General features: G+C 70.3%; 19 protein-coding genes and 2 pseudogenes. 14 read left to right on the forward strand and 7 right to left on the reverse strand.

Annotated features, from left to right (window positions below):
• Nucleotides 1-34: 34 nt before the first annotated feature.
• Genes CRP56_RS29865 through CRP56_RS29875 form a run of 3 tightly spaced genes read left to right on the forward strand, consistent with a single transcriptional unit; the run spans nt 35 to nt 2,673 of the window.
• Nucleotides 35-769: an ABC transporter permease gene (locus CRP56_RS29865; protein WP_097274597.1), complete on the forward strand. Its 735-nt coding sequence runs from the start codon at nt 35-37 to the stop codon at nt 767-769.
• Between the two features lie 25 nt (nt 770-794).
• The gene (locus tag CRP56_RS29870) at nt 795-2,027 is read left to right on the forward strand and encodes a sensor histidine kinase (RefSeq protein WP_097269199.1); all 1,233 of its coding nucleotides are present in this window, start codon (nt 795-797) and stop codon (nt 2,025-2,027) included.
• Nucleotides 2,020-2,673, forward strand: a complete 654-nt coding sequence (locus tag CRP56_RS29875; protein ID WP_097269201.1) for a response regulator — start codon at nt 2,020-2,022, stop codon at nt 2,671-2,673. Before CRP56_RS29870 ends, CRP56_RS29875 begins: the two co-directional genes overlap by 8 nt.
• Here the strand turns inward: CRP56_RS29875 and CRP56_RS29880 are convergent.
• Nucleotides 2,670-4,079 (reverse strand): sulfatase family protein, encoded by a 1,410-nt coding sequence (locus CRP56_RS29880; RefSeq protein WP_179851159.1) that lies wholly within the window; start codon nt 4,077-4,079, stop codon nt 2,670-2,672. The genes CRP56_RS29875 and CRP56_RS29880 overlap by 4 nt on opposite strands.
• A 70-nt stretch (nt 4,080-4,149) precedes the next feature.
• The gene (glgX, locus tag CRP56_RS29885) at nt 4,150-6,393 is read right to left on the reverse strand and encodes a glycogen debranching protein GlgX (protein ID WP_179851160.1); all 2,244 of its coding nucleotides are present in this window, start codon (nt 6,391-6,393) and stop codon (nt 4,150-4,152) included.
• Between the two features lie 152 nt (nt 6,394-6,545).
• Between glgX and CRP56_RS29890 the strand changes: the two genes are divergently transcribed.
• The 7 genes from CRP56_RS29890 to CRP56_RS29920 all read left to right on the forward strand — a co-directional run bounded on the left by CRP56_RS29890 (nt 6,546) and on the right by CRP56_RS29920 (nt 13,570).
• A complete protein-coding gene (locus tag CRP56_RS29890; protein WP_097269207.1) occupies nt 6,546-7,763 on the forward strand; it encodes a L,D-transpeptidase in 1,218 nt (405 codons plus the stop codon).
• A 167-nt stretch (nt 7,764-7,930) separates the two neighbouring features.
• Entirely contained in the window at nt 7,931-9,175 is a 1,245-nt protein-coding gene (locus tag CRP56_RS29895) for a L,D-transpeptidase (protein ID WP_179851161.1), read from the forward strand.
• 79 nt (nt 9,176-9,254) lie between these two features.
• Complete coding sequence (locus CRP56_RS29900; RefSeq protein ID WP_079306063.1) at nt 9,255-10,022, forward strand: enoyl-CoA hydratase/isomerase family protein; 768 nt, start codon at nt 9,255-9,257, stop codon at nt 10,020-10,022.
• Nucleotides 10,023-10,322: 300 nt separating this feature from the next.
• Nucleotides 10,323-10,826: an ATP-binding protein gene (locus tag CRP56_RS29905; protein ID WP_079306065.1), complete on the forward strand. Its 504-nt coding sequence runs from the start codon at nt 10,323-10,325 to the stop codon at nt 10,824-10,826.
• A 101-nt stretch (nt 10,827-10,927) separates the two neighbouring features.
• Entirely contained in the window at nt 10,928-11,686 is a 759-nt protein-coding gene (locus tag CRP56_RS29910) for a polysaccharide deacetylase family protein (RefSeq protein ID WP_097269211.1), read from the forward strand.
• Nucleotides 11,686-12,861, forward strand: coding sequence for a YncE family protein (locus tag CRP56_RS29915; protein WP_097269212.1), 1,176 nt, complete (start codon nt 11,686-11,688; stop codon nt 12,859-12,861). The genes CRP56_RS29910 and CRP56_RS29915 overlap by 1 nt, the downstream gene beginning before the upstream one ends.
• A gap of 97 nt (nt 12,862-12,958) precedes the next feature.
• Nucleotides 12,959-13,570 (forward strand): ADP-ribosyltransferase, encoded by a 612-nt coding sequence (locus tag CRP56_RS29920; protein ID WP_097269214.1) that lies wholly within the window; start codon nt 12,959-12,961, stop codon nt 13,568-13,570.
• On the opposite strand, the gene CRP56_RS29925 is transcribed toward CRP56_RS29920, so the two are convergent.
• Nucleotides 13,524-14,192, reverse strand: a complete 669-nt coding sequence (locus CRP56_RS29925) for a GNAT family N-acetyltransferase (RefSeq protein WP_097269216.1) — start codon at nt 14,190-14,192, stop codon at nt 13,524-13,526. The two genes, CRP56_RS29920 and CRP56_RS29925, sit on opposite strands and share 47 nt — an antisense overlap.
• Before the next feature lie 50 nt (nt 14,193-14,242).
• On the opposite strand from CRP56_RS29925, the pseudogene CRP56_RS29930 reads away from it, so the two are divergent.
• Nucleotides 14,243-14,967: pseudogene (locus CRP56_RS29930) on the forward strand (helix-turn-helix domain-containing protein); the annotation flags it as partial.
• Nucleotides 14,968-15,069: 102 nt separating this feature from the next.
• On the forward strand, nt 15,070-15,282 hold the full coding sequence (locus CRP56_RS29935) for an EF-hand domain-containing protein (protein WP_097269218.1): 213 nt from the start codon (nt 15,070-15,072) through the stop codon (nt 15,280-15,282).
• A 31-nt stretch (nt 15,283-15,313) separates the two neighbouring features.
• Here CRP56_RS29935 and CRP56_RS29940 read toward each other — a convergent pair whose 3' ends face one another.
• Together CRP56_RS29940 and CRP56_RS29945 are read right to left on the reverse strand one after the other, a co-directional pair.
• Nucleotides 15,314-18,589: an NACHT domain-containing protein gene (locus tag CRP56_RS29940; protein WP_097269220.1), complete on the reverse strand. Its 3,276-nt coding sequence runs from the start codon at nt 18,587-18,589 to the stop codon at nt 15,314-15,316.
• A 327-nt stretch (nt 18,590-18,916) separates the two neighbouring features.
• A complete protein-coding gene (locus CRP56_RS29945; protein WP_097269222.1) occupies nt 18,917-19,837 on the reverse strand; it encodes an AraC family transcriptional regulator in 921 nt (306 codons plus the stop codon).
• Between the two features lie 114 nt (nt 19,838-19,951).
• On the opposite strand from CRP56_RS29945, the gene CRP56_RS29950 reads away from it, so the two are divergent.
• Both CRP56_RS29950 and CRP56_RS29955 read left to right on the forward strand, forming a co-directional pair.
• Nucleotides 19,952-20,950, forward strand: a complete 999-nt coding sequence (locus tag CRP56_RS29950; RefSeq protein ID WP_097274599.1) for a zinc-dependent alcohol dehydrogenase family protein — start codon at nt 19,952-19,954, stop codon at nt 20,948-20,950.
• A gap of 64 nt (nt 20,951-21,014) precedes the next feature.
• A pseudogene (locus CRP56_RS29955) lies at nt 21,015-21,695 on the forward strand (NADPH-dependent F420 reductase); the annotation flags it as partial.
• A gap of 16 nt (nt 21,696-21,711) precedes the next feature.
• Here CRP56_RS29955 and CRP56_RS29960 read toward each other — a convergent pair.
• Nucleotides 21,712-22,269, reverse strand: coding sequence for a glycoside hydrolase family 25 protein (locus CRP56_RS29960; RefSeq protein WP_097269226.1), 558 nt, complete (start codon nt 22,267-22,269; stop codon nt 21,712-21,714).
• A gap of 79 nt (nt 22,270-22,348) precedes the next feature.
• Nucleotides 22,349-23,716, reverse strand: coding sequence for an L-serine ammonia-lyase (locus tag CRP56_RS29965; protein ID WP_097269228.1), 1,368 nt, complete (start codon nt 23,714-23,716; stop codon nt 22,349-22,351).
• Nucleotides 23,717-23,775: the final 59 nt, after the last annotated feature.

Consider the following 23,775-nt stretch of genomic DNA (forward strand, 5'->3'; position numbering starts at 1 on the left):
CACCGCCCTGGTGAACGACGAACGGCGGCCGGGCATGAACGCCGCCGTCCTGCGCACCGAGATCCGCCTCTTCCGCCGCGAACCCGGCGCCCTCTTCTGGATCCTGCTCTTCCCGACCCTGCTCCTGGTCATCCTCGGCTCGGTCCCGTCCTTCCGGCACGCCGAGGCCGACCTCGGCGGGCTGCGGACCATCGACGTGTACGTCCCCGTCGCCGTGCTGCTCGGCCTGATCGTCGGCGGCCTCCAGGCGATGCCGCAGACGCTGACCGGCTACCGCGAGCGCGGCATCCTGCGCCGGATGGCCACCACTCCGGTACGGCCCTCCGCGCTGCTGACCGCCCAGATGACGGTGTTCGGCGGCGCCGCCCTCGCCTCCGCGCTGCTCGCCCTCACCGTCGGGCGGCTCGCCTTCGACGTACGACTGCCGAAGCAGCCCGCGGGCTATCTCCTCGCCCTCGTCCTGGCCGTCCTCGTGTCCCTCGCGCTGGGTGCCGTCGTCTGCGCGCTGTCCCGGACGACGAAGATCGCCGGTGCCATCGGGTCGGCGGTGTTCTTCCCGGCGATGTTCTGCGCGGGCCTGTGGGCGCCGGTGCAGACCATGCCGGACGTCCTCGCCCGGATCGTCGGCTGCACCCCGTTCGGCGCGGCGGCCGAGGCGCTGAACCGGGCCGCCGCGGGCGACTGGATCGGCTGGACCCACCTGGGCGTCCTGGTCGCCTGGACGGTGCTGCTGACGGGCGCCGCCGCACGCTGGTTCCGGTGGGAGTAGGCGGTCCGCCGTGCACACTGGGGGCATGACCGCGGCCGACGCAGCGATCGAGCGACGCTGGGACCAGTTCCACACCTGGGGCCCCTACGGACTGCTCGCCATGGGCACCCTCCTGTCCGCCGTCACCACCGACGAGGTGATGCACGGGCCCGGCGCGTGGTGGGCGGCCGGGCCCCTGGTGGGCGCCGCGCTCGTCCTCCAGCTGTGGCACGGGCCGCGCCGCGGCCGCAGGGTCCCGTCCCGGCGCGGGGTCGTCTACTACGTGCTGCGCTGGGTGATCTCCTTCGGACTGACCTGGCTCAACCCGTTCTTCGCGTTCTACGCCGTGGCCGGCTACTTCGACGCCGACGAGGTGCTCCCCGGGGTGCGCCGGCAGCGGTTCGGGCTGTTCGCCACGTCGATCGTGGTGGCGGGCTCGCAGTCGGGCGGGCTGCCGTTCCGCAACTGGGGGCAGGTGGCCGTCTTCTGCGGACTGCTGGTCGTCAACAACGCGCTGCTGATGGCCGTCGCCCACCTCACCTACCAGGAGGAGGAGCGGTCCCGGGAACGCGCCGCCACCATCGAGGCGTTGCAGCAGGCGCTCGACGAGAACGCCGCCCTTCACACCCAACTCCTCGTCCAAGCACGGGAAGCGGGGGTCGCCGACGAGCGGCGGCGGCTCGCCGCGGAGATCCACGACACCATCGCCCAGGGCCTGACCGGCATCATCGCCCAGCTCCAGGTCGTCGCGAACGCCCCCGACCTGGACGTGGCCCGCACCCACCTGGAGCGCGCCTCGGACCTGGCCCGGCACAGTCTCGGCGAGGCCCGTCGCTCGGTGCACAACCTCGCCCCGGTGGCGCTGGAGAACGCGGGCCTCGCCGAGGCCCTGAAGAAGACGGTCGCCGAATGGGGCGAACGGACGGGCGTACGCGCTGAGTTCACCGTCACCGGCACCGCCGAGCAGCTCCACGACGAGGTCGCGGCGACCCTGCTGAGGATCGTCCAGGAGGCCCTGTCCAACGCGGCCCGGCACGCCGAGGCAGGACGCGTCGGCGTCACCCTGTCCTACCTGGGCGACGAGGTCATCCTCGACATCCGCGACGACGGCCGCGGCTTCGACCCCGCGGCCGTCCCCGAACGCACCCGCACCGGCGGCTTCGGCCTCGACGGCATGCGGGCCCGCGCCGAACGCATCGCGGGCTCCCTCACGGTGGAGTCCGAACCCGGGCACGGCACGGCCCTGTCGGCTCGCGTACCGTTGGTCCGCCATGACTGACTCCGCCCTGAACGACCAGGTCTCTTTGCTGATCGTCGACGACCATCCCGTCGTACGGGACGGTCTGCGCGGCATGTTCGAGAACGCCCCCGGCTTCACCGTCCTCGGCGAGGCGTCCGACGGTGTGGAGGCGCTGGAGCGTGCCGCCGCCCTCGACCCGGACGTGATCCTGATGGACCTGCGCATGCCGGGCGGCGGGGGAGTCGACGCCATCCGCGAGCTGACGCGCCGCGGCGCCCGCGCCAAGGTCCTGGTGCTGACAACGTACGACACCGACTCCGACACCCTGCCCGCGATCGAGGCGGGGGCGACGGGCTATCTGCTCAAGGACGCCCCGCGCGACGAGTTGTTCACCGCGGTCCGCGCGGCGGCGGAAGGCCGTACGGTCCTCTCGCCGGCCGTCGCCACCCGCCTGGTCTCTGCCGTCAGGACTCCCGGGACGCCCCGCAACGAGCCGCTCTCCGCCCGCGAACGCGAAGTGCTGGCCCTCGTCGCCAAGGGCACGTCCAACCGCGAGATCGCCCGCGAACTCTTCATCAGCGAGGCGACCGTGAAGACCCATCTCACCCATCTGTACGCCAAATTGGGCGTCAACGACCGCGCGGCGGCGGTCGCGACGGCGTACCAGCGGGGGATTCTCGGCTAGCTGGGATACGGCAGGAGGGTGGCGGCCGTCTTCTCCCACGCCGCCTTCAGTTCGGCCAGCAACTCCGGCTTGTCCGGGGCGAGATCGGCCTGTTCGCGGGAGTCCGCCGCCAGGTTGTAGAGGTGGTCGGTCCTGTCCGCGTCCTGGTAGTACTTCCAGTCGCCGCGCCTCAGCGCCCGGTTGGCCCGCACCCGCCAGAACAGGTCGCGCTCCGGCAGCTGTTCGCCGCGCAGCAGATAGCCCGCGAGGCTCGTGCCGTCCAGCGGGTACGCCGGGTCGGGGCGGGCGCCGCCGAACTCCAGCAGGGTCGCCGTCCAGTCGGGGGAGAAGTTGGGCTCGTGGCTGACCTGGTGGCCGTCGATACGGGCGGGCCAGCGCACGATCGTCGGAACCCTGATGCCGCCCTCCAGGAGGACGAACTTCTCGCCGCTGAGCGGCCAGTTGTAGGAGTAGCGCTCGCCGCCGTTGTCGCTGGCGAACACCACGACCGTGTTCTCCTCCTGCCCGGAGCGGCGCAGGGCGGCGAGCACCTCGCCGACGGCCGCGTCCAGGGACTCCACCATCTCCGCGTACTTCGCGACCGAGCCGCCGTCGTAGTGGTTGAGCGCGGCGACGACCTCGGCCTGGGACTTGGCGGCCCGGATCTTCGCCTCGATCTCGGCGCCGGTCTCCTCGTCGCCCTCCGCGAGCCAGGGCCAGTGCGGGGTCGTGAAGTTGAGGTTCAGCAGCCAGGGCCGGTCGTGCTTGCGGCCGACGTACTCGACGGCCCGCTCGGTCAGGACCTCGGTGTAGTAGCGCAGGTCCTTGTAGGTGGCGTCGCCCTCGTAGAGGTCGTAGTCGCCGAGCTGGCCGAGCTTGGAGAAGTACTCCAGGACACCGCCGTGATTGCCGAAGAACTCGTCCCAGCCCGACTTGGTGGGGCTGTAGTCGGGCAGCCAGCCGCAGTGCCACTTGCCGATCAGGGCGGTGGCGTAACCGGCCTTCTTCAGCAGGGAGGCGAGGGTGGGGTGGTGCGGGTCGAGGCCCTGCGTCCGGTTGCCGATCGGCTCGGCGAGCCCGCCCGGCGTACGGCCCGGATAGCGGCCGGTGTAGAGGCTGAACCGGGTGGGCGAGCAGGTCGCCGACCCCGAGTACGCGTCCGTGAACCGCACCCCCTGCCGGGCCAGCCGGTCCAGGTGCGGCGTCTTGATGTGCGGGGCCCCGTAGGAGGAGAGGTCGGCCCAGCCGAGGTCGTCGCCGAGGATGACGAGGAGGTTGGGGCGGCGCCCGGAGACGGCTCCGGCACGCGCCTCGAAGGGACGTTCGGCGGCAGCGGCGGCCTCGGCGGCGGTGCCGGTACCGGCGACGGCGGTCACGGCACCACCACCGACGAGACCACCGAAGGTACGGCGGGATATCGCAGACATGCGGTCGAGTCTGATCACCGGATCCGTGTATCGGCCAGGGATCACATGAGCTGTTCACGGACCTGCAATGTCAGTCGACCACCCGCAACAACAACACCGCCCGAGCCGGCACCGTGATAGCCGCCCCCGCCCGATGCACCACCCCCGGCGCCTCCGACTGCTCCTCCCGGGACGTGTCGACGACCACCTCGTACCGCTCCGCCCACGGCGGCCCCGGCAGGACGAAGCTCGTCGGGCGGTCGCCGGCGTGCAGGACGGCGAGGAAGCTGTCGTCGAGGACGGGGGCGCCGCGCTCGTCGCGCCCCGGGATGTCCCGGCCGGAGAGGTACATGCCGAGCGTGGCGGCCGGCGCGTACCAGTCCCGTTCCGTCATCTCCGTCCCGCGCGCCGTGAACCACGCCAGATCGCGCAGCCCGTCCGCGGAGTGCGCCCGCCCGGAGAAGAAGGCACGGCGGCGCAGCACGGGGTGCCGGTGGCGCAGGGCGATCAGGCGGGACGTGAGCTCGAACAGCGCCTTCCAGCCCGGCTGTTCCAGCAGCCCCCAGTCCAGCCAGCTGATCTCGTTGTCCTGGCAGTACGCGTTGTTGTTCCCGCGCTGTGTCCGCCCCAGTTCGTCCCCCGCGACCAGCATCGGCACACCCGTCGACAGCAGCAGTGTCGTCAGCAGGTTCCGCAGCTGACGGCGCCTGAGTCCGCGGACCCGCTCGTCCTCGGTCTCGCCCTCCGCCCCGCAGTTCCACGACCGGTTGTCGTCCGAACCGTCCCGGTTCCCCTCGCCGTTGGCCTCGTTGTGCTTGCGCTCGTACGACACCATGTCGCGCAGCGTGAAACCGTCGTGCGCGGTGATGAAGTTGACCGACGCGTACGGGCGCCGCCCGCCCCAGGCGTAGAGATCGCTGGACCCCGACAGGCGGTACCCGAGATCCCGTACGTCCGGCAGCGCGCCCCGCCAGAAGTCCCGTACCGCGTTGCGATAGCGGTCGTTCCACTCCGTCCACAGGGGCGGGAAGGCGCCGACCTGGTAGCCGCCCGACCCGACGTCCCACGGTTCGGCGATCAGCTTCACCCGTCGCAGCACCGGGTCCTGCGCGATCACCGCGAGGAACGGCGACAGCATGTCGACGTCGTGCATCGAGCGCGCCAGCGCCGCCGCCAGGTCGAAGCGGAAGCCGTCGACGCCCATCTCGGTGACCCAGTAGCGCAGTGAGTCGGTGATGAGGCGCAGGACGTGCGGCTGCACGACGTGCAGGGTGTTGCCGCAGCCCGTGTAGTCGGCGTACCGGCGGGCGTCCGACTGGAGGCGGTAGTAGCCCCGGTTGTCGATGCCCTTGAGCGACAGTGTCGGGCCCAACTCGCCCGCTTCCGCCGTGTGGTTGTAGACCACGTCGAGGATGACCTCGATGCCCGCCTCGTGCAGCGCGCGCACCATCCGCCGGAACTCCCCGACCTGCTGGCCGGTGGTGCCGGAGGCGGCGTAGGCGGCGTGCGGGGCGAAGTAGCCGATGGAGTTGTAGCCCCAGTAGTTCTTCAGGCCGCGGCGCAGCAGATGGTCCTCGTGCGCGAACTGATGCACTGGCAGCAGTTCTACGGCCGTGACGCCCAGCTTCGTGAGGTGTTCGACGGCCGCCGGATGCGCCAACCCGGCGTAGGTGCCCCGCAGTTCCTCGGGGATGCCGGGGTGCAGTTTCGTGAAGCCGCGGACGTGCAGCTCGTAGATGACCGAGTCCGCCCACGGCGTCTTCGGGCGGCGGTCGTCCGCCCACTCGTCGTCGGGGGCGTCGTCGTGGACGACCACGCCCTTCGGGACGTACGGCGCCGAGTCCCGTTCGTCGCGCACGGTGTCGGCGACCTGCTGCTGGGGCCAGTCACGGACGTGCCCGTACACCTCGGGCGGCAGGCTGAAGTCGCCGTCCACGGCCCGGGCGTACGGGTCCAGGAGCAGCTTCGCCGGGTTCCAGCGGCCGCCGGTCCAGGGGTCCCACCGGCCGTGCACCCGATAGCCGTACCGCTGCCCGGGCATCACGCCCGGCACGAACCCGTGCCAGATCTCGTGCGTCAGCTCGGTCAGCCGGGCCCGGGTCTCCTTGCCGTGTTCGTCGAAGAGGCACAGCTCGACGCCCTCCGCGCCGCCCGCCCACAACGCGAAGTTGGTGCCCGCGACCCCGTCGGGGCCCACCCGGAACCGGGCCCCCAACGGCACGGGCGTACCCGGCCACACGGGCACCGTCGGCGCCGACGGCGTACGCCGCGCACCGTTCACGACAGCCGGACGTACGTCCTCGGCCACCGCCTCCTGCTCGGCTGCGCTGGACACCTCAGGGCCTCCCACGGCTCGCGGAACGACGTAATGAAGGGCGTACGGCGTCCCGGCCGCGGCACCCCCTCCAGTCGTCCTCCCCACTGTTCTGCCCAGCGCTTGGCTCGCACTCACGTTTCCCCTGGGCCGCCCCGATCGTTGGGCCCCCTGTGAGGCATGCACACGGGCGCGCTCGGCGCGTGGCGACCGGTCTGGCCGCCGTACTGACATGGGCAGGACTGCTGGCCGGCTGCACTTCGGGGTCCGGCGGGCTCGACCTCGGCGGGTTCGGGAAACCGCCCGCACCCGAGGACGTCATCCGGGTCACCCCGGACGACGGCAGCAAGGGCGTGGGGCAGGACAGCCGGCTCAGGGTGCGGGTGCCCAGCGGACGCCTGGAGTCGGTGAAGGTCGTCAAGTCCCAGGACGCGCAGGACACCCCGGTGCCCGGCCGCATCTCCGAGGACGGCCTGCGCTGGGAGCCCGACGAGGCGAAGCTCGCCCTCGCCGCGAAGTACACCGTCGACGCCGTCGCCCTCGACGGCCACGGGCGCCGCTCCGCCCGGCACACCACGTTCACCACCTACGTCCCCGACGAACGCTTCATCGGGTACGTCACCCCCGAGAACCGCTCCACCGTCGGCACCGGAATGATCGTCTCCCTGACCTTCAACCGCGACATCGAGAACCGCGCCGCCGTCGAACGCGCCGTCCACGTCACCGCCAAGCCGGCCGTCGAGGTCCGCCCCCACTGGTTCGACAAGGGCCGCCTCGACTTCCGCCCCGAGCACTACTGGAAGCCCGGCACCCAGGTGACCGTCGCGCTGCGCCTGCGGGACGTCGAGGGCGCCCCGGGCGTCTACGGCCTCCAGTACAGGACGTTCTCCTTCACCGTCGGCCGCAGCCAGGTCTCCCTGGTCGACGCCGCCAAGCACACCATGCAGGTCAGGAGGGACGGCGCGCTGCTGGCCACGGTACCGATCACGGCCGGAGCGCCCCGGACCACGACCTACAACGGCAAGATGGTCGTCACCGAGATGCTGGAAGTGACCCGCATGAACAGCCGCACGGTCGGCTTCGGCGGTGAGTACGACATCCCGGACGTCCCGCACGCCATGCGCCTGACCGACTCCGGCACCTTCCTGCACGGCAACTACTGGGCGCCGGACGCGCCTGGGAAGGTCAACGTCAGCCACGGCTGTGTCGGCCTGCGGGACGTGAAGGGAGGCAGCTCGGACACCCCCGCGGGCTGGTTCTTCGACCGCAGCCTCGTCGGGGACGTCGTCGAGGTCGTGCACAGCAATGACAAAAGGGTCGCTCCTGACAACGGGCTCGGGGGATGGAACATGGGATGGAAGGAGTGGAAGGCGGGCAGCGCGGTGAAGTAACCAGGTGGGGGGCCGGGTCGACGGGTGGTGCAGGGGGCGCGGTTGGGACCGAACGGTGACAATCGCACCCCGCCGACGGCCGGGATCTTGTGGTTAATATGCGCCGAGTGCGCGGGACGCGCAGGGGGTTGCGGGCCTGGACCGGGCCCGGCGAGGGGAGAAACACTTTGAACGTGCGACCGATACCGGGGGCGTCGGTTGACGCAGGCGGGCGGCGACGCAAGGGCTGGATGGCCGTGGTGTCCGGAGTGATGCTGGTCGCCGTCACGGCGTGCGGCGGAGGCGGCGGGGACTCGGACGGCAAGCCCGGCGCCGGCAAGGGCGAGGACGCGAGCGCCGCGGAGAGCAAGCAGTCGGTGGCCGTCGTCGCCATCGCGCCCAAGGACGGCGCCAAGGCCGTCGAGACCAGCGGCGCCCTCAAGGTGAGCGCCGAAAAGGGCAAGTTGACGGCCGTCGAGGTCAAGACGGCCAAGGGGGACAAGGTCGACGGCGAGATATCCGCCGACGGCGCCTCCTGGAAGCCGTCCACCCACCTGGCCGGGTCCACCACGTACACGGTGCACGCGGTCGCCAAGGACGCGGACGGCCGGGAGGCCGCCGAGGACTCCAGCTTCACCACCCTGACGCCGAAGAACACCTTCATCGGCAACTTCACGCCGGAGGACGGCTCGAAGGTCGGCGTCGGAATGCCCTTCTCGATCCGCTTCACCCGGGGCATCACCCACCCCGAGGACGTCGAGAAGGCCATCAGCATCAAGACCGAGCCGGCCGTCGACGTCCAGGGCCACTGGTTCGGCAACGACCGCCTCGACTTCCGCCCCGAGAAGTACTGGGCCGAGGGCACCAAGGTCACCGTCGACCTCAACCTCGACGGCGTCGAGGGCCGGGACGGCGTCTACGGCAAGCAGGCCAAGACCGTCTCCTTCACCATCGGCCGCAACCAGGTCTCGGTCGTGGACGCCAAGAAGCACACGATGAAGGTCATGCAGGACGGCAAGGTCGTCAAGACCCTCCCGGTCACCACCGGCAAGCCCGGCTACGACACCTGGAACGGCCAGATGGTCATCAGCGAGCGCCTCCGGGTGACCCGTATGAACGGCGAGACGGTCGGCTACGGCGGCGAGTACGACATCAAGGACGTCCCCGACGCCATGCGCCTGACCAACTCGGGCACCTTCATCCACGGCAACTACTGGGGCGGCGACGCCTTCGGCAACTACAACGCCAGCCACGGCTGCGTGGGCCTGCGCGACAACCGCGGCGGCGGCGACCGCTCCGCGCCGGCCGCGTGGTTCTTCGACCACTCGATCATCGGCGACGTGGTGGTCGTCAAGCACTCCAACGACGCCACGGTGGCCCCGGACAACGGCTACAACGGCTGGAACATGTCCTGGGCGGAGTGGAAGAAGTAGGCGTACGACGCTGACGGACGGCCCCCGTGTGAGGTACTCCACCGGGGCCGTTGTCGTTAGTGGCCGTTAACCTTCCCCCATGACCGTAACTCTGGAAGTCGCCGAAGGCGTCGGCACCATCCTTCTCGACCGTCCGCCCATGAACGCGCTGGACGTCGCCACCCAGGACCGGCTCAAGGAGCTCGCCGAGGAGGCGACGCGTCGCGAGGACGTGCGGGCCGTGGTGATCTACGGCGGGGAGAAGGTGTTCGCGGCCGGCGCGGACATCAAGGAAATGCAGAACATGGACCACACCGCGATGGTCCTGCGCGCCCGCGCCCTCCAGGACTCGTTCACGGCCGTGGCCCGCATCCCCAAGCCGGTCGTCGCGGCCGTCACCGGCTATGCGCTGGGCGGCGGTTGCGAGCTGGCGCTGTGCGCGGACTTCCGGATCGCCGCCGACAACGCCAAGCTGGGCCAGCCCGAGATCCTGCTCGGCCTGATCCCGGGCGCGGGCGGCACCCAGCGCCTGGCCCGGCTCGTCGGCCCGTCCAAGGCGAAGGACCTCATCTTCACCGGCCGGATGGTCAAGGCCGACGAGGCGGAGAAGCTGGGCCTGGTGGACCGGGTCGTCCCGGCCGCCGACGTGTACACCGAGGCGCGGGCGTGGGCGGCGAAGCTCGCGCAGGGGCCGGCGATCGCGCTGCGGGCCGCGAAGGAGTCGATCGACACCGGTCTGGAGACCGACATCGACACCGGGCTCGCCGTCGAACGGAACTGGTTCGCGGGCCTGTTCGCCACCGCCGACCGCGAGATCGGCATGCGCAGCTTCGTCGAGGAGGGCCCGGGGAAGGCGAAGTTCCTCTGAGGACCGGAGTGAGGAAGTCGATGGTGAAACTTCGCTGAATCACTTGCAATTGACGGACTGTCTGATCCCGTTCCCTCGATGGGGCGGTTTATGGGAGCCTTAACGCAACCTTAAGTCTGCCTTGTCGAGGGGGACCGTCGATTGCCCGCAACCGAGCCTCCGCCGCAGGTCAGACGGGCTGTCGACGACCCTGAACTGCCTCTGGCATATGCCGATCGGCATCTGCGGAACGGTGGATTCCGGGGGGCGTATTCGACTGGAACGGCCCCGGAGGAGGTCCGGGACGGCCATGATGGGGGCATGGCGGGGCTGGAGGGTATCGAACAGCCGCGGGGACACGGCCGTGCGACCGCGGCGCGCTGGTCGCCGACGGTCGAGGACGAACACGCGCAGAAGGCGCTGGAGTTGTTCGGAGACCCGACCGAGGCGGAGGTTCCGCTTCCGTCCCGCCCCGAGTCCGCGGCCGCGGCCCGCCGGCTGACCCAGGTGGTCGTACTGCGCCAGTGGGGCCTCACCCCCAAGATGACCGAGGACGCCGTCCTGCTCGTCTCCGAACTCGTGGGCAACGCGGTACGGCACACAGGGGCGCGGGTGTTCGGGCTCCGGATGCGCCGGCGGCGCGGCTGGATCCGCGTCGAGGTGCGCGACCCCTCGCGCGGGCTGCCGTGTCTGATGCCGGTGCAGGAGATGGACATCAGCGGGCGGGGGCTGTTCCTGGTGGACAAGCTGTCCGACCGCTGGGGCGTCGATCTGCTGCCGCGCGGGAAGACGACGTGGTTCGAGATGCGCGTCGCCGACAGATAGGTGCTCGGTCCCCGGCCCGTGGAGCCGCACCTTGCTCGAGTCCCGCGCCCCTGGGTGGGTGAATCTGCCGGTATTCGGATCAAATCGCCTTAAATGAGGGCGTGACCAACACCGATCGCCGGGCCGTGCTCCGCGCCACCGCCGGGCTCGCGTTCACCACCGGGTGCGCCACCAGCGGCGCCGTCGCCCGGCCGGCCCCCTCGACGTCCGCCGGCCCCACGGCGAAACCCCCCGCCCCCGGCCCCCGCCGCTTCCCCGGCCGCCCCGCCCAGCTCACCCACGGCCCCCGCACCCACCCGCGCGTCGCCCTCACCTTCCACGGTCAGGGCGACCCCGCCACGGCCGAGGCCCTGCTCGGCGAGGCCGAACGGCACGGCGCCCGGCTCACCGTCCTCGCCGTCGGCACCTGGCTCGACGAGCACCCCCGGCTCGCCCGCCGCATCCTCGACGGCGGCCATGACCTCGGCAACCACACCCTCCACCACCTCGGCGTCAACGACATGTCCGAGGCGGACGCGCTCGCCGAGATCGAGGGCTGCGCCGACCGGCTGCGCCGGCTCACCGGCTCCATCGGCAGCTGGTTCCGCCCCTCGCGTGCCGCCCGGGCCTCCCCGCTCGTTGAACGGCTGGCCCGCCGCGTCGGCTACCCGCACGTCCTGTCGTACGACGTCGACTCCCTGGACTACACCTCGCCCGGCGCCCCCGCGATCACCCGCAAGGTGCTCGGCGAGGTCAGGAACGGGTCCGTGGTGAGCCTGCACTTCGGGTACGCCGACACGGTCGCCGCCCTCCCCGCCGTACTGGAAGAACTCGACCGCCGCGGCCTGGCCGCGGTGACCACCACGGAGTTGTTCAGCTGATGCACCGCCTTGTGAAGCAGACCCTGGCCGCCGGAGTCGTCCTCGTCGCCCTCACCGCCTGCGGCACCGAGACCCGGGACCACGCCGCCCCCGAGCACACCGCCACCCGGGCGGCCGTCCCCGCGCCGAAGAAGAAGCCCGTCCAGGGGCTGCCCGGCATGCCGCCGGTCCTCGACCCGCACGACGTGTACGCCGCCGACCGGCCGGGCAGGCTCTCCCCGGTGGTCAAGGACTTCCCGTCCCGTGTGTACGTCCCCAACACCGAGTCCGACACGGTCTCCGTCATCGACCCGAAGACGTACCGGGTCATCGAGACGATCCACGTCGGCCGCCAGCCCCAACACGTCGTCCCCTCCTGGGACATGAAGACGCTGTGGGTCAACAACGACCGCGGCAACACCCTCACGCCCATCGACCCGAGAACCGGCAAGGCGGGCAAGCCGGTCGACGTGCACGACCCGTACAACCTCTACTTCACGCCCAACGGCAAGTACGCCGTCGTCATGGCCTCCCTCGACCGCGAACTCGTCTTCCGCGACCCGCACACCATGGAGCGCAAGAAGACCGTCCCGGTCACCTGCTACGGCGTCAACCACGCCGACTTCTCCCTCGACGGCCGGTACTTCATCGTCTCCTGTGAGTTCAGCGGCGAACTGCTCAAGGTCGACACCGAGCAGATGAAGGTCGTCGGCCAGCAGAAACTGCCCTTCCGCGGCGCCATGCCGCAGGACGTGAAGGTCTCGCCGGACGGCAAGCGGTTCTACGTCGCCGACATGATGGCCGACGGCATGTGGGTCCTGGACGGCGCCACGTTCGGCAAGCCGAAGCTCATCCCCACCGGCAAGGGCACCCACGGCCTCTACGTCAGCCGCGACTCGCGCGAGATGTACGTCTCCAACCGGGGTGAAGGGACCATCTCCGTCTGGGACTTCGCGCAGGACAGGGTGACCAGGAAGTGGCGCCTGCCGAACGGCGGCAGCCCCGACATGGGCGGCGTCTCGGCGGACGGCAAGGTGCTGTGGCTGTCCGGGCGCTACAACGCCGAGGTGTACGCCATCGACACCCGCACCGGCGAGCAGTTGGCCCGCATCAAGGTCGGCAGCGGACCGCACGGACTCGCCGTCTATCCGCAGCCCGGACGCTACTCGCTGGGACACACGGGCATCTTCCGCTGACCTTCGGTTCATCTCCGTTTGATCTTCGGTCAGTTGACACGCCGCCGCACGAGTGAAGATCCCCGACCCGCCACGGGCGGGCCGGGATGGTGCTCCCATGATCACTACTCGTCTGCGGCGGCGTGCCGCTGCCGCCGCCCTGTCCCTCGCCGCCGTCCTCGCCACCACGGCGGCCACCGCCCCCGCCAAGGCCACCGCCCCCGCCAAGGCGCCCACGACCCCCGACTGCAAGGTCCAGTTCGACGACCCCGTCAAGGCCGCGGCCGACCGCACCGTCGACGTCAGCCGCATCACCCCCGAACCGGTCTGGCGCAAGAGCTGCGGCACCCTCTACCGCAGCGACGGCCGCGGCCCCGAGATCGTCTTCGCGGAGGGCTTCAAGCCCAAGGACGTGGTGAACGGCCAGTACGACATCGAGCAGTACGTCCTGGTCAACCAGCCCTCCCCGTACGTCTCCACGACCTACGACCACGACCTGTACAAGACGTGGTGGAAGTCGGGCTACAACTACTACATCGACGCCCCCGGCGGCGTGGACGTGAACAAGACCATCGGCGACACCCACAAGTGGGCCGACCAGGTCGAGGTCGCCTTCCCCGGCGGCATCGCCCGCAAATACATCATCGGCGTCTGCCCCGTGAACAAGACCACCAAGGTCGAGATCATGAGCGGCTGTCAGAGCAACCCGCACTACGAGGCCTGGCACTGAGCAGCAGCGCCTCCGCGCCCACCGGCCGGTAACCGGCCGCCTGGAACGCCCGCGTGCTGCGGGCGTTCCCCGGCGCGACCTGCGCCCACAGCGGCTCGTCGACGAGATGCCGGGCGGCACCCACGAGCAGCCGCCCCAGCCCCCGGTGCCGTACGCCGTCGTCGACCTCGACCGACACCTCCAGGCGGCCACCGATCCCGCGCCCCATGACCAGCACCCCGCCGTCCGCCGTCCAGGCCCGCACGTCGTCGCGGCGCCCGCGGGCGTAGGTGATCCGCGGATGACCGGCGTCCTCGATCTCGGTGAGCGTGACCGGCGGCCGGCCGGGCAGGGGCGCGCCGACCAGCATCACGTCGATGGTCTCGGCCCGGCGCCCGGTCCGCGCCAGGAAGGCCGTCAGGAACAGCGGGTTCAGGGGCGCGGCGAGCGGATCGCAGTCGAGTCCGCGCAGCGTCTCGTACACCCACTCCGGATCCTCGTCGGTGAAGACGACGGAGTGCGCGGTGAAGGCGAGGACGCCCGCGTCCCGGGCCGAGTGCTGCGGCACGACCGTCGTCCGGCCGTCCGCCGGCGGGAAGACCCCGCGGGCCGCCGCGTCGAGAATGTCCCGGAGAGTCTCCACCGCACCCGCTCCTTGAGTCTCCACCCGCTGGAAGGCCCAGACTCGCAGACATGATCGACGACGGCACCGGACTTTTCACCATCGGCGAGCTGGCCCGGGCGACCGGACTGACCGTGCGCACCATCCGCTACTGGTCGGACGAGCGGGTCCTGGAACCGGTGACCCGTTCGACCGGGGGCTACCGGCTGTACGACGCCTCGTGCGCCGCCCGCCTGGAGCTGATCCGCACCCTGCGCGAGCTGGGCCTCGGCCTGGACGACGTACGCAAGGTGCTGGCCGGGGAGCGGACGGTCGCGGAGGTGGCGGCGGCGCATGTGACGGCGCTGGACGCGCAGATCCTCCCCCAGAGGGGGACCCCCAGCTGAAGGTGACCCGGGCGGTGCTGTCGACCGTGGCGCGACGCGGCTCGACCGCGAAGGAGATGACCCTCATGAACAAGCTGGCACGGCTTTCGGCGGCCGAACGGGCCCGGATCGTCGACGACTTCACGACGGAGATCTTCGACGGGCTCGACACCGCCGACCCCGACATCCGCAAGCGGCTGCGGTACGCCCCGGCGGACCTGCCGGACGACCCGACGCCCGAGCAGGTGGACGCGTGGGTGGAGCTCGCCGAGATGATGCGGGACCCCGAGTTCTGGGCGCTGATGCGCAGGATGATCGAGTTCAACGCGGCCGACCGCGGCCCGGATGTGCCGGCGGGCACCTCGCTGTGGTTCATGAGCCGCCTGGTGCAGCTCGCGGGGGAGGCCCTGGAGCGGGGTGTCGCGCCCGAGGAGAAGTTCGCGTGGGTGGTCGCCGCGTTGCGCGTTCGTACCGCCGGTTAATCTGACCTCCGGCAACAAGCCAAGCAAGGTACGACGAAAAGGGGCGGATCGGTGGCGAACATCGACGAGGCACGCAAGGACTTCGAGCGGATCGACACGGACGGTGACGGCTTCATCACCGCCGCTGAGTTCAAGACCGCCCTCGCCCAGGGAGGCGACTGGAACGTCACCGAGTCCGTCGCCGAGGCGATCATCAAGACCCGTGACCTCAACGGTGACAAGGTGCTCTCCTTCGACGAGTTCTGGGCGTACCTGAGCAAGTGACGTCAGCGGGAGGGGCGTTCGGCGGGTGGGATCACGCCGGGCGCCCCTTCGGCTCAGGCCGTTGGCGCTGACGGGGGAGCCAGGCGAGTTTCAGGGGGTAGCGCCTGGCGAGGGCCTCGTAGCGGGCGCGGACTTCTTCCACGGGGAGGTCCGTGGCTTCGCTGCTGATCGAGAGAGTCTCCTCATCGATTTCTTGCGCCGGGTCACGCCCGGGGGATCGGCCGTCAAGGTCATGGGACAGCAGTTTCCGGGTGTGATCGTCCGTTTCGAGCGAGGCGAGCGACCACAAGGTTGCCGCTCTGTGTTGGGGGGAGGACGGGCCGTTCATGGCTCGCTCGACGGCGGAGGATGCCAAGGGGACACCCAACCAGGCGAGGGCGGCCACCACGGGCGACGGCGGTTCGAGTGAGTGCTCCGTCATCAGCCTGAGCAGCGGTTCCTTTGCGCGTGAGTCGCCGAGGCGGCCCAGCGCCCGGGCCATCGCCTCGTACACGGTCGCGTTCTCGACGCTGGGCAGAACCTCCAACAGGGTGTCCGCCACCGACTCGTTCGCCGACTTCGCCAGGGAAACGAGCGCGGCGTCGCGCACCGCCGGGTCTGCGTGGTGGGCCAGCCGTCGAAGCGGGTCGATCGTCTGGGGAAAGAGCCGTGAATATTGATCGGCGAGTAGGCCGCGGCCATTGCTCGTAGCGGTGACGAACGGCTCGATCAGACGGGGGATCTTGTCATGCAGAAGGGGTCCGTCGGCTACGTCGAAGCACGACATCAGATAAGCGAGAGCTTCTGCGGGGAGCGTTTCCGTGCTTATCACCCGGTCCAGCTCGTCGATTTGGCCGGGCGAGGGATTCCATACGCTGTCCGACAGCCACTTCAGAGCCCACGCGCCCGAAGTGCTCTCGCACGGTCCGCGCGACAGCAGGGACATCAGGCGCGGCACCATGTCAGGAAGGAGAATGACCTTCTTGAGGAAGGCGGCATACTCCAATGCGATGGCCGCTTCGATCGCCGTACAGACGTCAGGGGCGGCGAGCTGGGCAACCCGGAGCTGAAGCCAGGTTTCCAGCCGGCCCTCGTCATTGTCTGCGGGTATGGTCCGCTGGAGCATGGTGGCCAGATTGCCGGCCAGTCTCCAGAACTCCGCCGGGCTGTTCAGCCAGGCCGTGATGATGCGACGAATGAGAACGGGTCCCCAGCGGGAGGACTGGATCTCCTCGGTTGTGTTAGCGGCCTCGAATTGCCCTATTCCCTCGATGAACCTGTCGATGATCTCCAGCGCGACTCTCTCGCTGACATTCGGTTCATCCGCGAGGCACGCGAGCGCCAACGTGGCTCGGGACCTGGCGCTCCCCTCCTCTCCTTCTCCCTCCATGGGGAGAGCGATGGCCCCGAGTACGTCGCCCACGTCGTCGTCATTGCACGACATGACGCACAGCCGGAGTACCTCGCGCCAGCTCACGGTGGAAGAGAGGCTCCCCGGATAGTTGCCCGGGGAGGTCCGGGCCGCGAGCGCCGCCACCTGATCCGCGAGTGACTTCCCCATGTCCTTTCCGGGGAACCGCCCCGCGACGAGCGCCAGCCCCGCCAGATATTCCTGGAAGGTGAGGTGCCGGAACTCGTAGACCGGCACCAGCGCGCCGTTGTGCAGCGTGTGCCCGGATTCGACGAGGATGCCCGTCCGGCTTTCGAGGAGCCGCAGAAACTCGAGGGGGCTGTGGTTACCGGCCGCCCATACGTTGGGGAACTCCTCCCGCATCCGGACGAGGGTGTCGATGACCTCGTCCTCCCGGAGTTGCTGGACGCCGGCGTCACACATCGCGTAGGCGAGGTACTGCAACTGCGGCAGCGCCTCGTACCGGTCGATCCTCTCGCTCGCGCTGCTGCGCCAGCTCAGCAGGACGTCCACGGCCTCCCGGTAGAGGTCCGCGCGGCGGCTCGGCAGTTTGCCGACCTTCTTCTTGACCAGCGCCATGGTGGTCAGCAGCATCGGATTGCCGGTGAGACGCTCGATACGGTCCGAGCTGTGGATGTCGCTGATGAGCTCCCGTGTCGCGGCGTCCCGGCCGGGCAAGGGCTCGGCGACCGTGCACCAGCGTCGTGCGAAGTCGTCCTTGTCCTCCGGGGTGAGATCCAGCACTCTGACATGCTCGAACCCCCGGCCGATACGCAGCCCCAACTCCTTGTATCCGACGATCCGGGATGTGACGACGATGGATGCCTCGGGATAGGCGACATGGATCTGCTCGACCTGTACGCAGAAGCGGGCGCGCAGCCGCGGATCGGATATCTCGTCCAGGCCGTCGATCAGGAGCAGCACCCGCCCCTTCGCCAGCGCGCCCAGCAGCATGTCGGTGAGAGCGGCGGTCTCCGCGTCGGAGAAGCAGGACTGCGCGTCGTGACGCAGTTGCCGCCGGACGATGTCCTCCAGTGACCCCAGCCCCCGCCCCTCGTCGATCTCCCGGCACCGGATGAGCAGGGGCAGCCAGTCGGCGTCGGGGAGGGTGTGGACGTCCGGAAGCTCCTGCCAGTCCGGGTCCGACTTGAGGCGCAGCAGATAGGCCGTGGCGATCCAGCGGAGCATGGTGCTCTTGCCGGCTCCGGGATCTCCGAGCACGACGAGCCTCCTCGACTCCTTGAGTCGCTCACCGATGGAGAAGCGCTCCTCGCCGAGCGGGTCGAATTCCCCTGCCCGCCCTTCGGGGTCCAGGAGGGCCTTCTCCGGATCGAGTGCTTCGTTCTCCTGCACTCCCACCCGCAGCGACACATAGAGACTGCGCAACAGCAGTTCCTTCGTGGCGAGTTCGCGGTCCTCGTTGGGCAGATAGGCGAGGTGCACGATGTCGCAGGTGCTGAGGGCGAGGTCGCGGAATCTGCGCATCAGGTTGTTCAGCGCGCGGTTGTTCGTCGACTCGGCCGGTTCGTCGAGCGGGTAGTACTCGGCGAGCGCGTCGAGCAACTCGCCGACCGCGCGCGCCGGATCCTGCCAGTACAGCGCGACCTTGCCGTCGAGGGCGAGCAGTTCGAGGTCGGCGTCCTCCTCCATCTGCACCGCGAAGATCCGCGCGCCGGAGTGCAGCCGCGTGGCGTTGACGAGGCGTCGCGCCCACGACGTACCGACCGCCCTGACCGTCCCGCAGATGACGACCGGACTTCCTGCGGCGATGGCCTGCGAGGCCTTGTCGGCGAGGGATTCGCCGACCAGGATCGCGTTGTGATGCAGGACCTCGTAACCGGCGCTTGCCAGGGGCTCGGCCAGCGTCTCGGCCAGGTCTTCCTCACCCTTGGCGTGTGCGATGAGAATCTGCACCACGTAGTGCCCCCCGGATCAGCGGATCGCCTTCAGCAGTTCAGCGGTGCCGGCGTCCCAATCCTTCGTCAGGTCCGCGTACTTGAGGTCGACGAGGATGGCGGAGCCGACCCACCGAACCGTACCGGCAGGATCCGTACGCCATGGCCCTCCAGCACAGGTAAGTGGCCCCGCTCGGCCCGTCGTTGATCTCGCCCACGATGGAGTCGCCCACGCCGATGACGTCTTCGACGAACTCCACGGACTCCCGTGCGGGGAGAGCCGGTGGTGGGATGGTCCCACATGCGTCCCTTCCGTTGTGCGGCTCGTGCGCGCGGCCCCCGCGAGGGGCTAGGACGCCTTCCTCCGGTACTGCCCCGGCGCCACCCCGTACTCCCGCTTGAACGCCTTGGCGAAGGCGAACTCCGAGGTGTAGCCGGTGCGTTGGGCGACATGTCGGAGGGGCAGGGCGTCGTCGCGGAGCAGGCGGCCCGCCGTGGTCATGCGCCACCAGGTGAGGTACGACAGCGGCGGGCGGCCTACGAGCGTGGTGAACCGGCGGGCGAATGCGGCGCGCGACAGGCCGGCGCGGGAGGCGAGTTCCTCCACCGTCCAGGGGTGGTGCGGGGCGGCGTGGACGGCTTGCAGGGCCGCCGTCACCGCGGGGTCGGCGAGTGCGGCCGCCCAGCCGGTGGGGTGGTCCGAGCGGCGGGCCTCGTCCTGCCACCAGGCGCGCAGGATGTAGAGCAGCAGGGTGTCCAGGAGCGAGACGACGATGTGGTCCGCACCTGGCCGCGGCTCCGCCAGCTCCGCGGCCAGCAGCTCCACCACCGCCCGCAGCGCATCGTGGTCGCCGGCCCCGGCGGGCAGATGGACGACCTCCGGCAGCTCGGAGAGCAGCGGGTGCGCGCGGGTGCGGTCGAGCCAGTAGGCGCCGCACAGCATGACCGTGTCCGGGACGGCGCCCGGTGCGGGGGCGGGGGGTGCGGGCAGGCTGCCGTCGGCGTTGAACCGCAGGACTTCCGGCTCCCTGTCCAGGTCGCTGGTCAGCGCGTATCCGCGCCCGTGCGACAGGAACACGATGTCCCCCGGACCAAGTGCCACCGGCTCGCCCGCCGCCGGGACCAGCCAGCCCGAGCCCCGCAGCAGCACATGGAACCCGGCTCCGTCCCCGTCCTCGACCCGCATTCCCCAGGGGGCGTACTTGTCCCGCAGCCCCGAGTGCGGCCGCCCGGTGCGCATCGCGGCGAGCGCGTCGCTGAGTACGTCCATACCGGCAACCGTAGCCGGGAGCCGGGCGGGGGCGGCGATGAGGAAGACGTACGGACAGGAAAGGGAGATCGACGGACATGGTTCATCCCGGCCGCCGCTCCTAGCGTGGACGGCATGCCAACTACCGCACGTACCGTGCTCTTTCATGAAATCGGCGGACCCGAGGTGCTGTCCATCGAGGACGCACCGGTGCCCGACCCCGCCCCGGGCCAAGTGGCCGTCCGCGTAGAGGCGTTGGGCCTCAACCGCGCCGAGGCCCTCTTCCGCTCCGGCACTTACTACTACCAGCCCACCCTTCCCGCCTCCCGCCTCGGCTACGAGGCCTCCGGCGTCGTCGAGGCGGTCGGTGAGGGCGTCACCGAACACGCCGTCGGCGACCCGGTGACGACCGGACCCGGCATCGAGATGAGCGCGCAGGGGGTCTACGCGGAACGGGTCGTCCTGCCCGAGGCCTCGGTGCTGCCCCGCCCCGCCTCCGTGGACGCCGTCACGGGGGCGGCTTCCTGGCTGACGTACACGACCGCCTACGGCGCCCTCCTGGAGACGGCCGGACTCAGGCCCGGCGACCACGTCCTGATCACCGGGGCCTCCAGCGGGGTCGGTACGGCGGCCATCCAGGTGGCCCGCCGCATCGGCGCGATCCCGCTGGCCACGACCCGTACCGAGGCCAAGCGGCAGGGGCTGCTGGACGTGGGGGCGGCGGAGGTGATCGTCTCGGACGGGGACGCCGAGACGGTGGCCAAGGAGGTCAGGGGGCTCACCGGCGGGCGGGGCGCCGAGGTGATCTTCGACGCGATCGGCGGGCCAGGATTCAGCCCGCTGGCCGGTGCGCTCGCGGAAGGCGGTTCGGTGGTGGCGTACGGCTGGCTGGACCGCCGTCCCGCCGAGATCCCCTGGAACTGGCCGTTCACGATCCACACGTACGCCAACATGAACCTCACCGGGACGCCGGGCGGGCGCCGGCGCTCCACCGCGTTCCTCAACGCGGGACTGGCCGACGGCGGCTTCCGGCCGGTCATCGCCGAGGTCTTCGAGGGCCTGGACCGGATCCGGGACGCCCACCGGCTGATGGAGTCGAACCGGCACACGGGAAAGATCGTCGTCCGAATCTGAGGCCTCCCGGAATACCTCCCCGCCGACCTGGGTTGATGCCACTCAGACGCATGCACATGCATCGAATCTGGGAAGGTCTGTCATGAAGATCGGCATCATCGGCGCGGGAAACATCGGCGGCAACCTCACCCGGCGGCTCACCGCCCTCGGGCACGAGGTGGCGGTGGCGAACTCCCGCGGCCCGCACACCCTGACCGCGCTCGCGGAGGAGACCGGCGCGACGCCCGTCCCGGTCGAGGAGGCCGCGCGAGGCGCTGAAGTGGTCGTCGTCACGATCCCGCTCAAGGCGATCCCGGACCTGCCGAAGGGCGTCCTCGACGGCGCGGCGGACGGGGTGGCCGTGATCGACACCGGCAACTACTACCCGAAGCAGCGGGACGGCCGGATCGCCGGGATCGAGGACGAGGGCCTGACGGAGAGCCGCTGGACGGAACGGCACCTCGGCCACCCCGTCATCAAGGCCTTCAACGGCACCTACGCCCAGGACATCCTCGACCGCCACCGCCCGGCCGGCGCCCCCGACCGCCAGGCCCTCCCGGTCGCCGGCGACGACGAGGCGGCCAAGGCGAAGGTCCGCGCCCTCATCGACGAACTCGGCTTCGACACGGTCGACGCGGGCGGCCTCGACGACTCCTGGCGCCAGCAGCCCGACACGCCGGTGTACGGGCTGCGGGAGGGCGTCGACGGGGTGACGAAGGCACTGGCGGAGGCGAGCCCGGAACGCAAGCCGGAGTTCCGCGGCTGACGGCCGACCGCACCGATCAGGCGTCCTCGGCCCACTCACGCAGGGCGGCCCTGCTGGAGAAGTCCGCCACGTTCTTGTCCAGCGGGTCGTCCGTGTACTGGTGGAAGAGCCACTTCGCCTTGATGCGGGGCTTGCCGGCCGTCACGTAGTCGGCGATCCACAGGCCGTCGCCGTCGTAGGACGTCGTGTCGATGTTCAGCCAGTAGTTCCGGTTCGTGTAGAGCACGACCCGGTTGTTCGGCCGCAGCTCCTTCACCTTCCGGATGAACCGGTCCTTCTCCGCGTTGCTCGCGTGCGTTCCCTCGTCGGTGGTCTCCCAGTCCACGGCGAGGATGTCGCCCGCCCGTTCGGGGGCCTTGCTCACGAAGTGCTCGGCCTGCGCGGTCAGATTGCCCGGCCAGAGGAAGTGGTAGAAGCCGACGACCAGACCGGCGTCACGGGCGTGCTTGGTCTGGGCCGCCAGTTTGGGGTTGGTGTACGTACGGCCCTCCGTCGCCTTGACGAAGACGAAGGAGATGCCGTCGGTGGAGTAGGAGGAGGACTGGTACGCGCTCACGTCGATGCCGCGCAGCATGGGGGCTCCCTGAAGTGCCGTAGGGGGGGAGGGGGCGGGTGCATCGCCCACCACCTTGGCACGCGGACCCCTTGCCCGCTCAGCACTCGATGATGTTCACCGCGAGTCCGCCCCGCGCCGTCTCCTTGTACTTCACGCTCATGTCGGCGCCGGTGTCCTTCATGGTCTTGATGACCTTGTCGAGGGAGACCTTGTGGGAGCCGTCGCCGCGCATCGCCATGCGGGCGGCGGTGACCGCCTTCACCGCGGCCATGCCGTTGCGTTCGATGCACGGGATCTGGACCAGGCCGCCGACCGGGTCACAGGTCAGGCCGAGGTTGTGTTCCATGCCGATCTCGGCCGCGTTCTCCACCTGCTCCGGCGAGCCGCCCAGCACCTCCGCCAGCGCCCCCGCCGCCATCGAGCAGGCCGAGCCGACCTCGCCCTGGCAGCCGACCTCGGCGCCGGAGATGGAGGCGTTCTCCTTGAAGAGCATGCCGATCGCACCGGCCGCGAGGAGGAAGCGCACCACGCCGTCCTCGTCGGCGCCGGGCACGAAGTTGATGTAGTAGTGCAGGACCGCCGGGATGATGCCGGCCGCGCCGTTCGTCGGCGCGGTCACGACGCGTCCGCCGGCCGCGTTCTCCTCGTTGACCGCCATCGCGTAGAGGGTGATCCACTCCATCGCGTGGGCCAACGGGTCGCCCTCCGCCCGCAGCTGACGCGCCGTCACGGCCGCCCGGCGCTTGACCCTGAGCCCGCCCGGCAGGATGCCCTCCCGCGACATGCCGCGCGAGACGCAGGCCTGCATGACCCGCCAGATGTCGAGGAGCCCGGACCGGATCTCGTCCTCGGTGCGCCAGGCCCGCTCGTTCTCCAGCATCAGCGCGGAGATCGACAGGCCGGTCTCCTTGGTCAGACGCAGCAGCTCGTCGCCGGTGCGGAAGGGGTACTTCAGGACCGTGTCGTCCAGCTTGATGCGGTCCGCGCCGACCGCGTCCTCGTCCACGACGAATCCGCCGCCGACCGAGTAGTACGTCTTCGACAGCAGCTCGGCCCCGGACGCGTCGTACGCCCACAGCGTCATGCCGTTCGCGTGGTACGGCAGCGCCTTGCGGCGGTGCAGGACCAGGTCGTCGTCGAAGGAGAAGGCGATCTCGTGCTCGCCCAGCAGATTCAGCGAACCGTTTCTCTTGATCGCCTCGATCCGCTCGTCGGCCGTCTCCACGTCGACGGTACGAGGGGACGCCCCCTCCAGACCGAGCAGCACCGCCTTGGGGGTGCCGTGGCCGTGGCCGGTCGCGCCCAGCGAGCCGTACAGCTCCGAGCGGACGGCCGCCACCGAGGACAGCACGTCCTCGTTGCGCAGACGGCGGGCGAACATGCGGGCCGCGCGCATCGGGCCGACCGTGTGGGAGCTCGACGGGCCGATGCCGATCGAGAACAGGTCGAAGACCGAGATGGCCACGGGAACTCCTTCAAAAAGGGTGGGGGCACACATCGTCGGGTGCCCCCACCAGGGAACTA

It is taken from the genome of Streptomyces sp. TLI_55, from assembly GCF_900206255.1.
Taxonomy (GTDB): Bacteria; Actinomycetota; Actinomycetes; order Streptomycetales; family Streptomycetaceae; genus Streptomyces; species Streptomyces aquilus.

Coding starts and splice junctions, on each gene's coding strand:
- CRP56_RS29870 (WP_097269199.1), top strand. CDS start 795: ATGACCGCGGCCGACGCAGCGATCGAGCGACGCTGGGACCAGTTCCAC.
- CRP56_RS29880 (WP_179851159.1), bottom strand. CDS start 4,079: ATGTCTGCGATATCCCGCCGTACCTTCGGTGGTCTCGTCGGTGGTGGT.
- CRP56_RS29875 (WP_097269201.1), top strand. CDS start 2,020: ATGACTGACTCCGCCCTGAACGACCAGGTCTCTTTGCTGATCGTCGAC.
- CRP56_RS29900 (WP_079306063.1), top strand. CDS start 9,255: ATGACCGTAACTCTGGAAGTCGCCGAAGGCGTCGGCACCATCCTTCTC.
- CRP56_RS29960 (WP_097269226.1), bottom strand. CDS start 22,269: ATGCTGCGCGGCATCGACGTGAGCGCGTACCAGTCCTCCTCCTACTCC.
- CRP56_RS29905 (WP_079306065.1), top strand. CDS start 10,323: ATGGCGGGGCTGGAGGGTATCGAACAGCCGCGGGGACACGGCCGTGCG.
- CRP56_RS29920 (WP_097269214.1), top strand. CDS start 12,959: ATGATCACTACTCGTCTGCGGCGGCGTGCCGCTGCCGCCGCCCTGTCC.
- CRP56_RS29915 (WP_097269212.1), top strand. CDS start 11,686: ATGCACCGCCTTGTGAAGCAGACCCTGGCCGCCGGAGTCGTCCTCGTC.
- CRP56_RS29945 (WP_097269222.1), bottom strand. CDS start 19,837: ATGGACGTACTCAGCGACGCGCTCGCCGCGATGCGCACCGGGCGGCCG.
- CRP56_RS29950 (WP_097274599.1), top strand. CDS start 19,952: ATGCCAACTACCGCACGTACCGTGCTCTTTCATGAAATCGGCGGACCC.
- CRP56_RS29865 (WP_097274597.1), top strand. CDS start 35: ATGAACGCCGCCGTCCTGCGCACCGAGATCCGCCTCTTCCGCCGCGAA.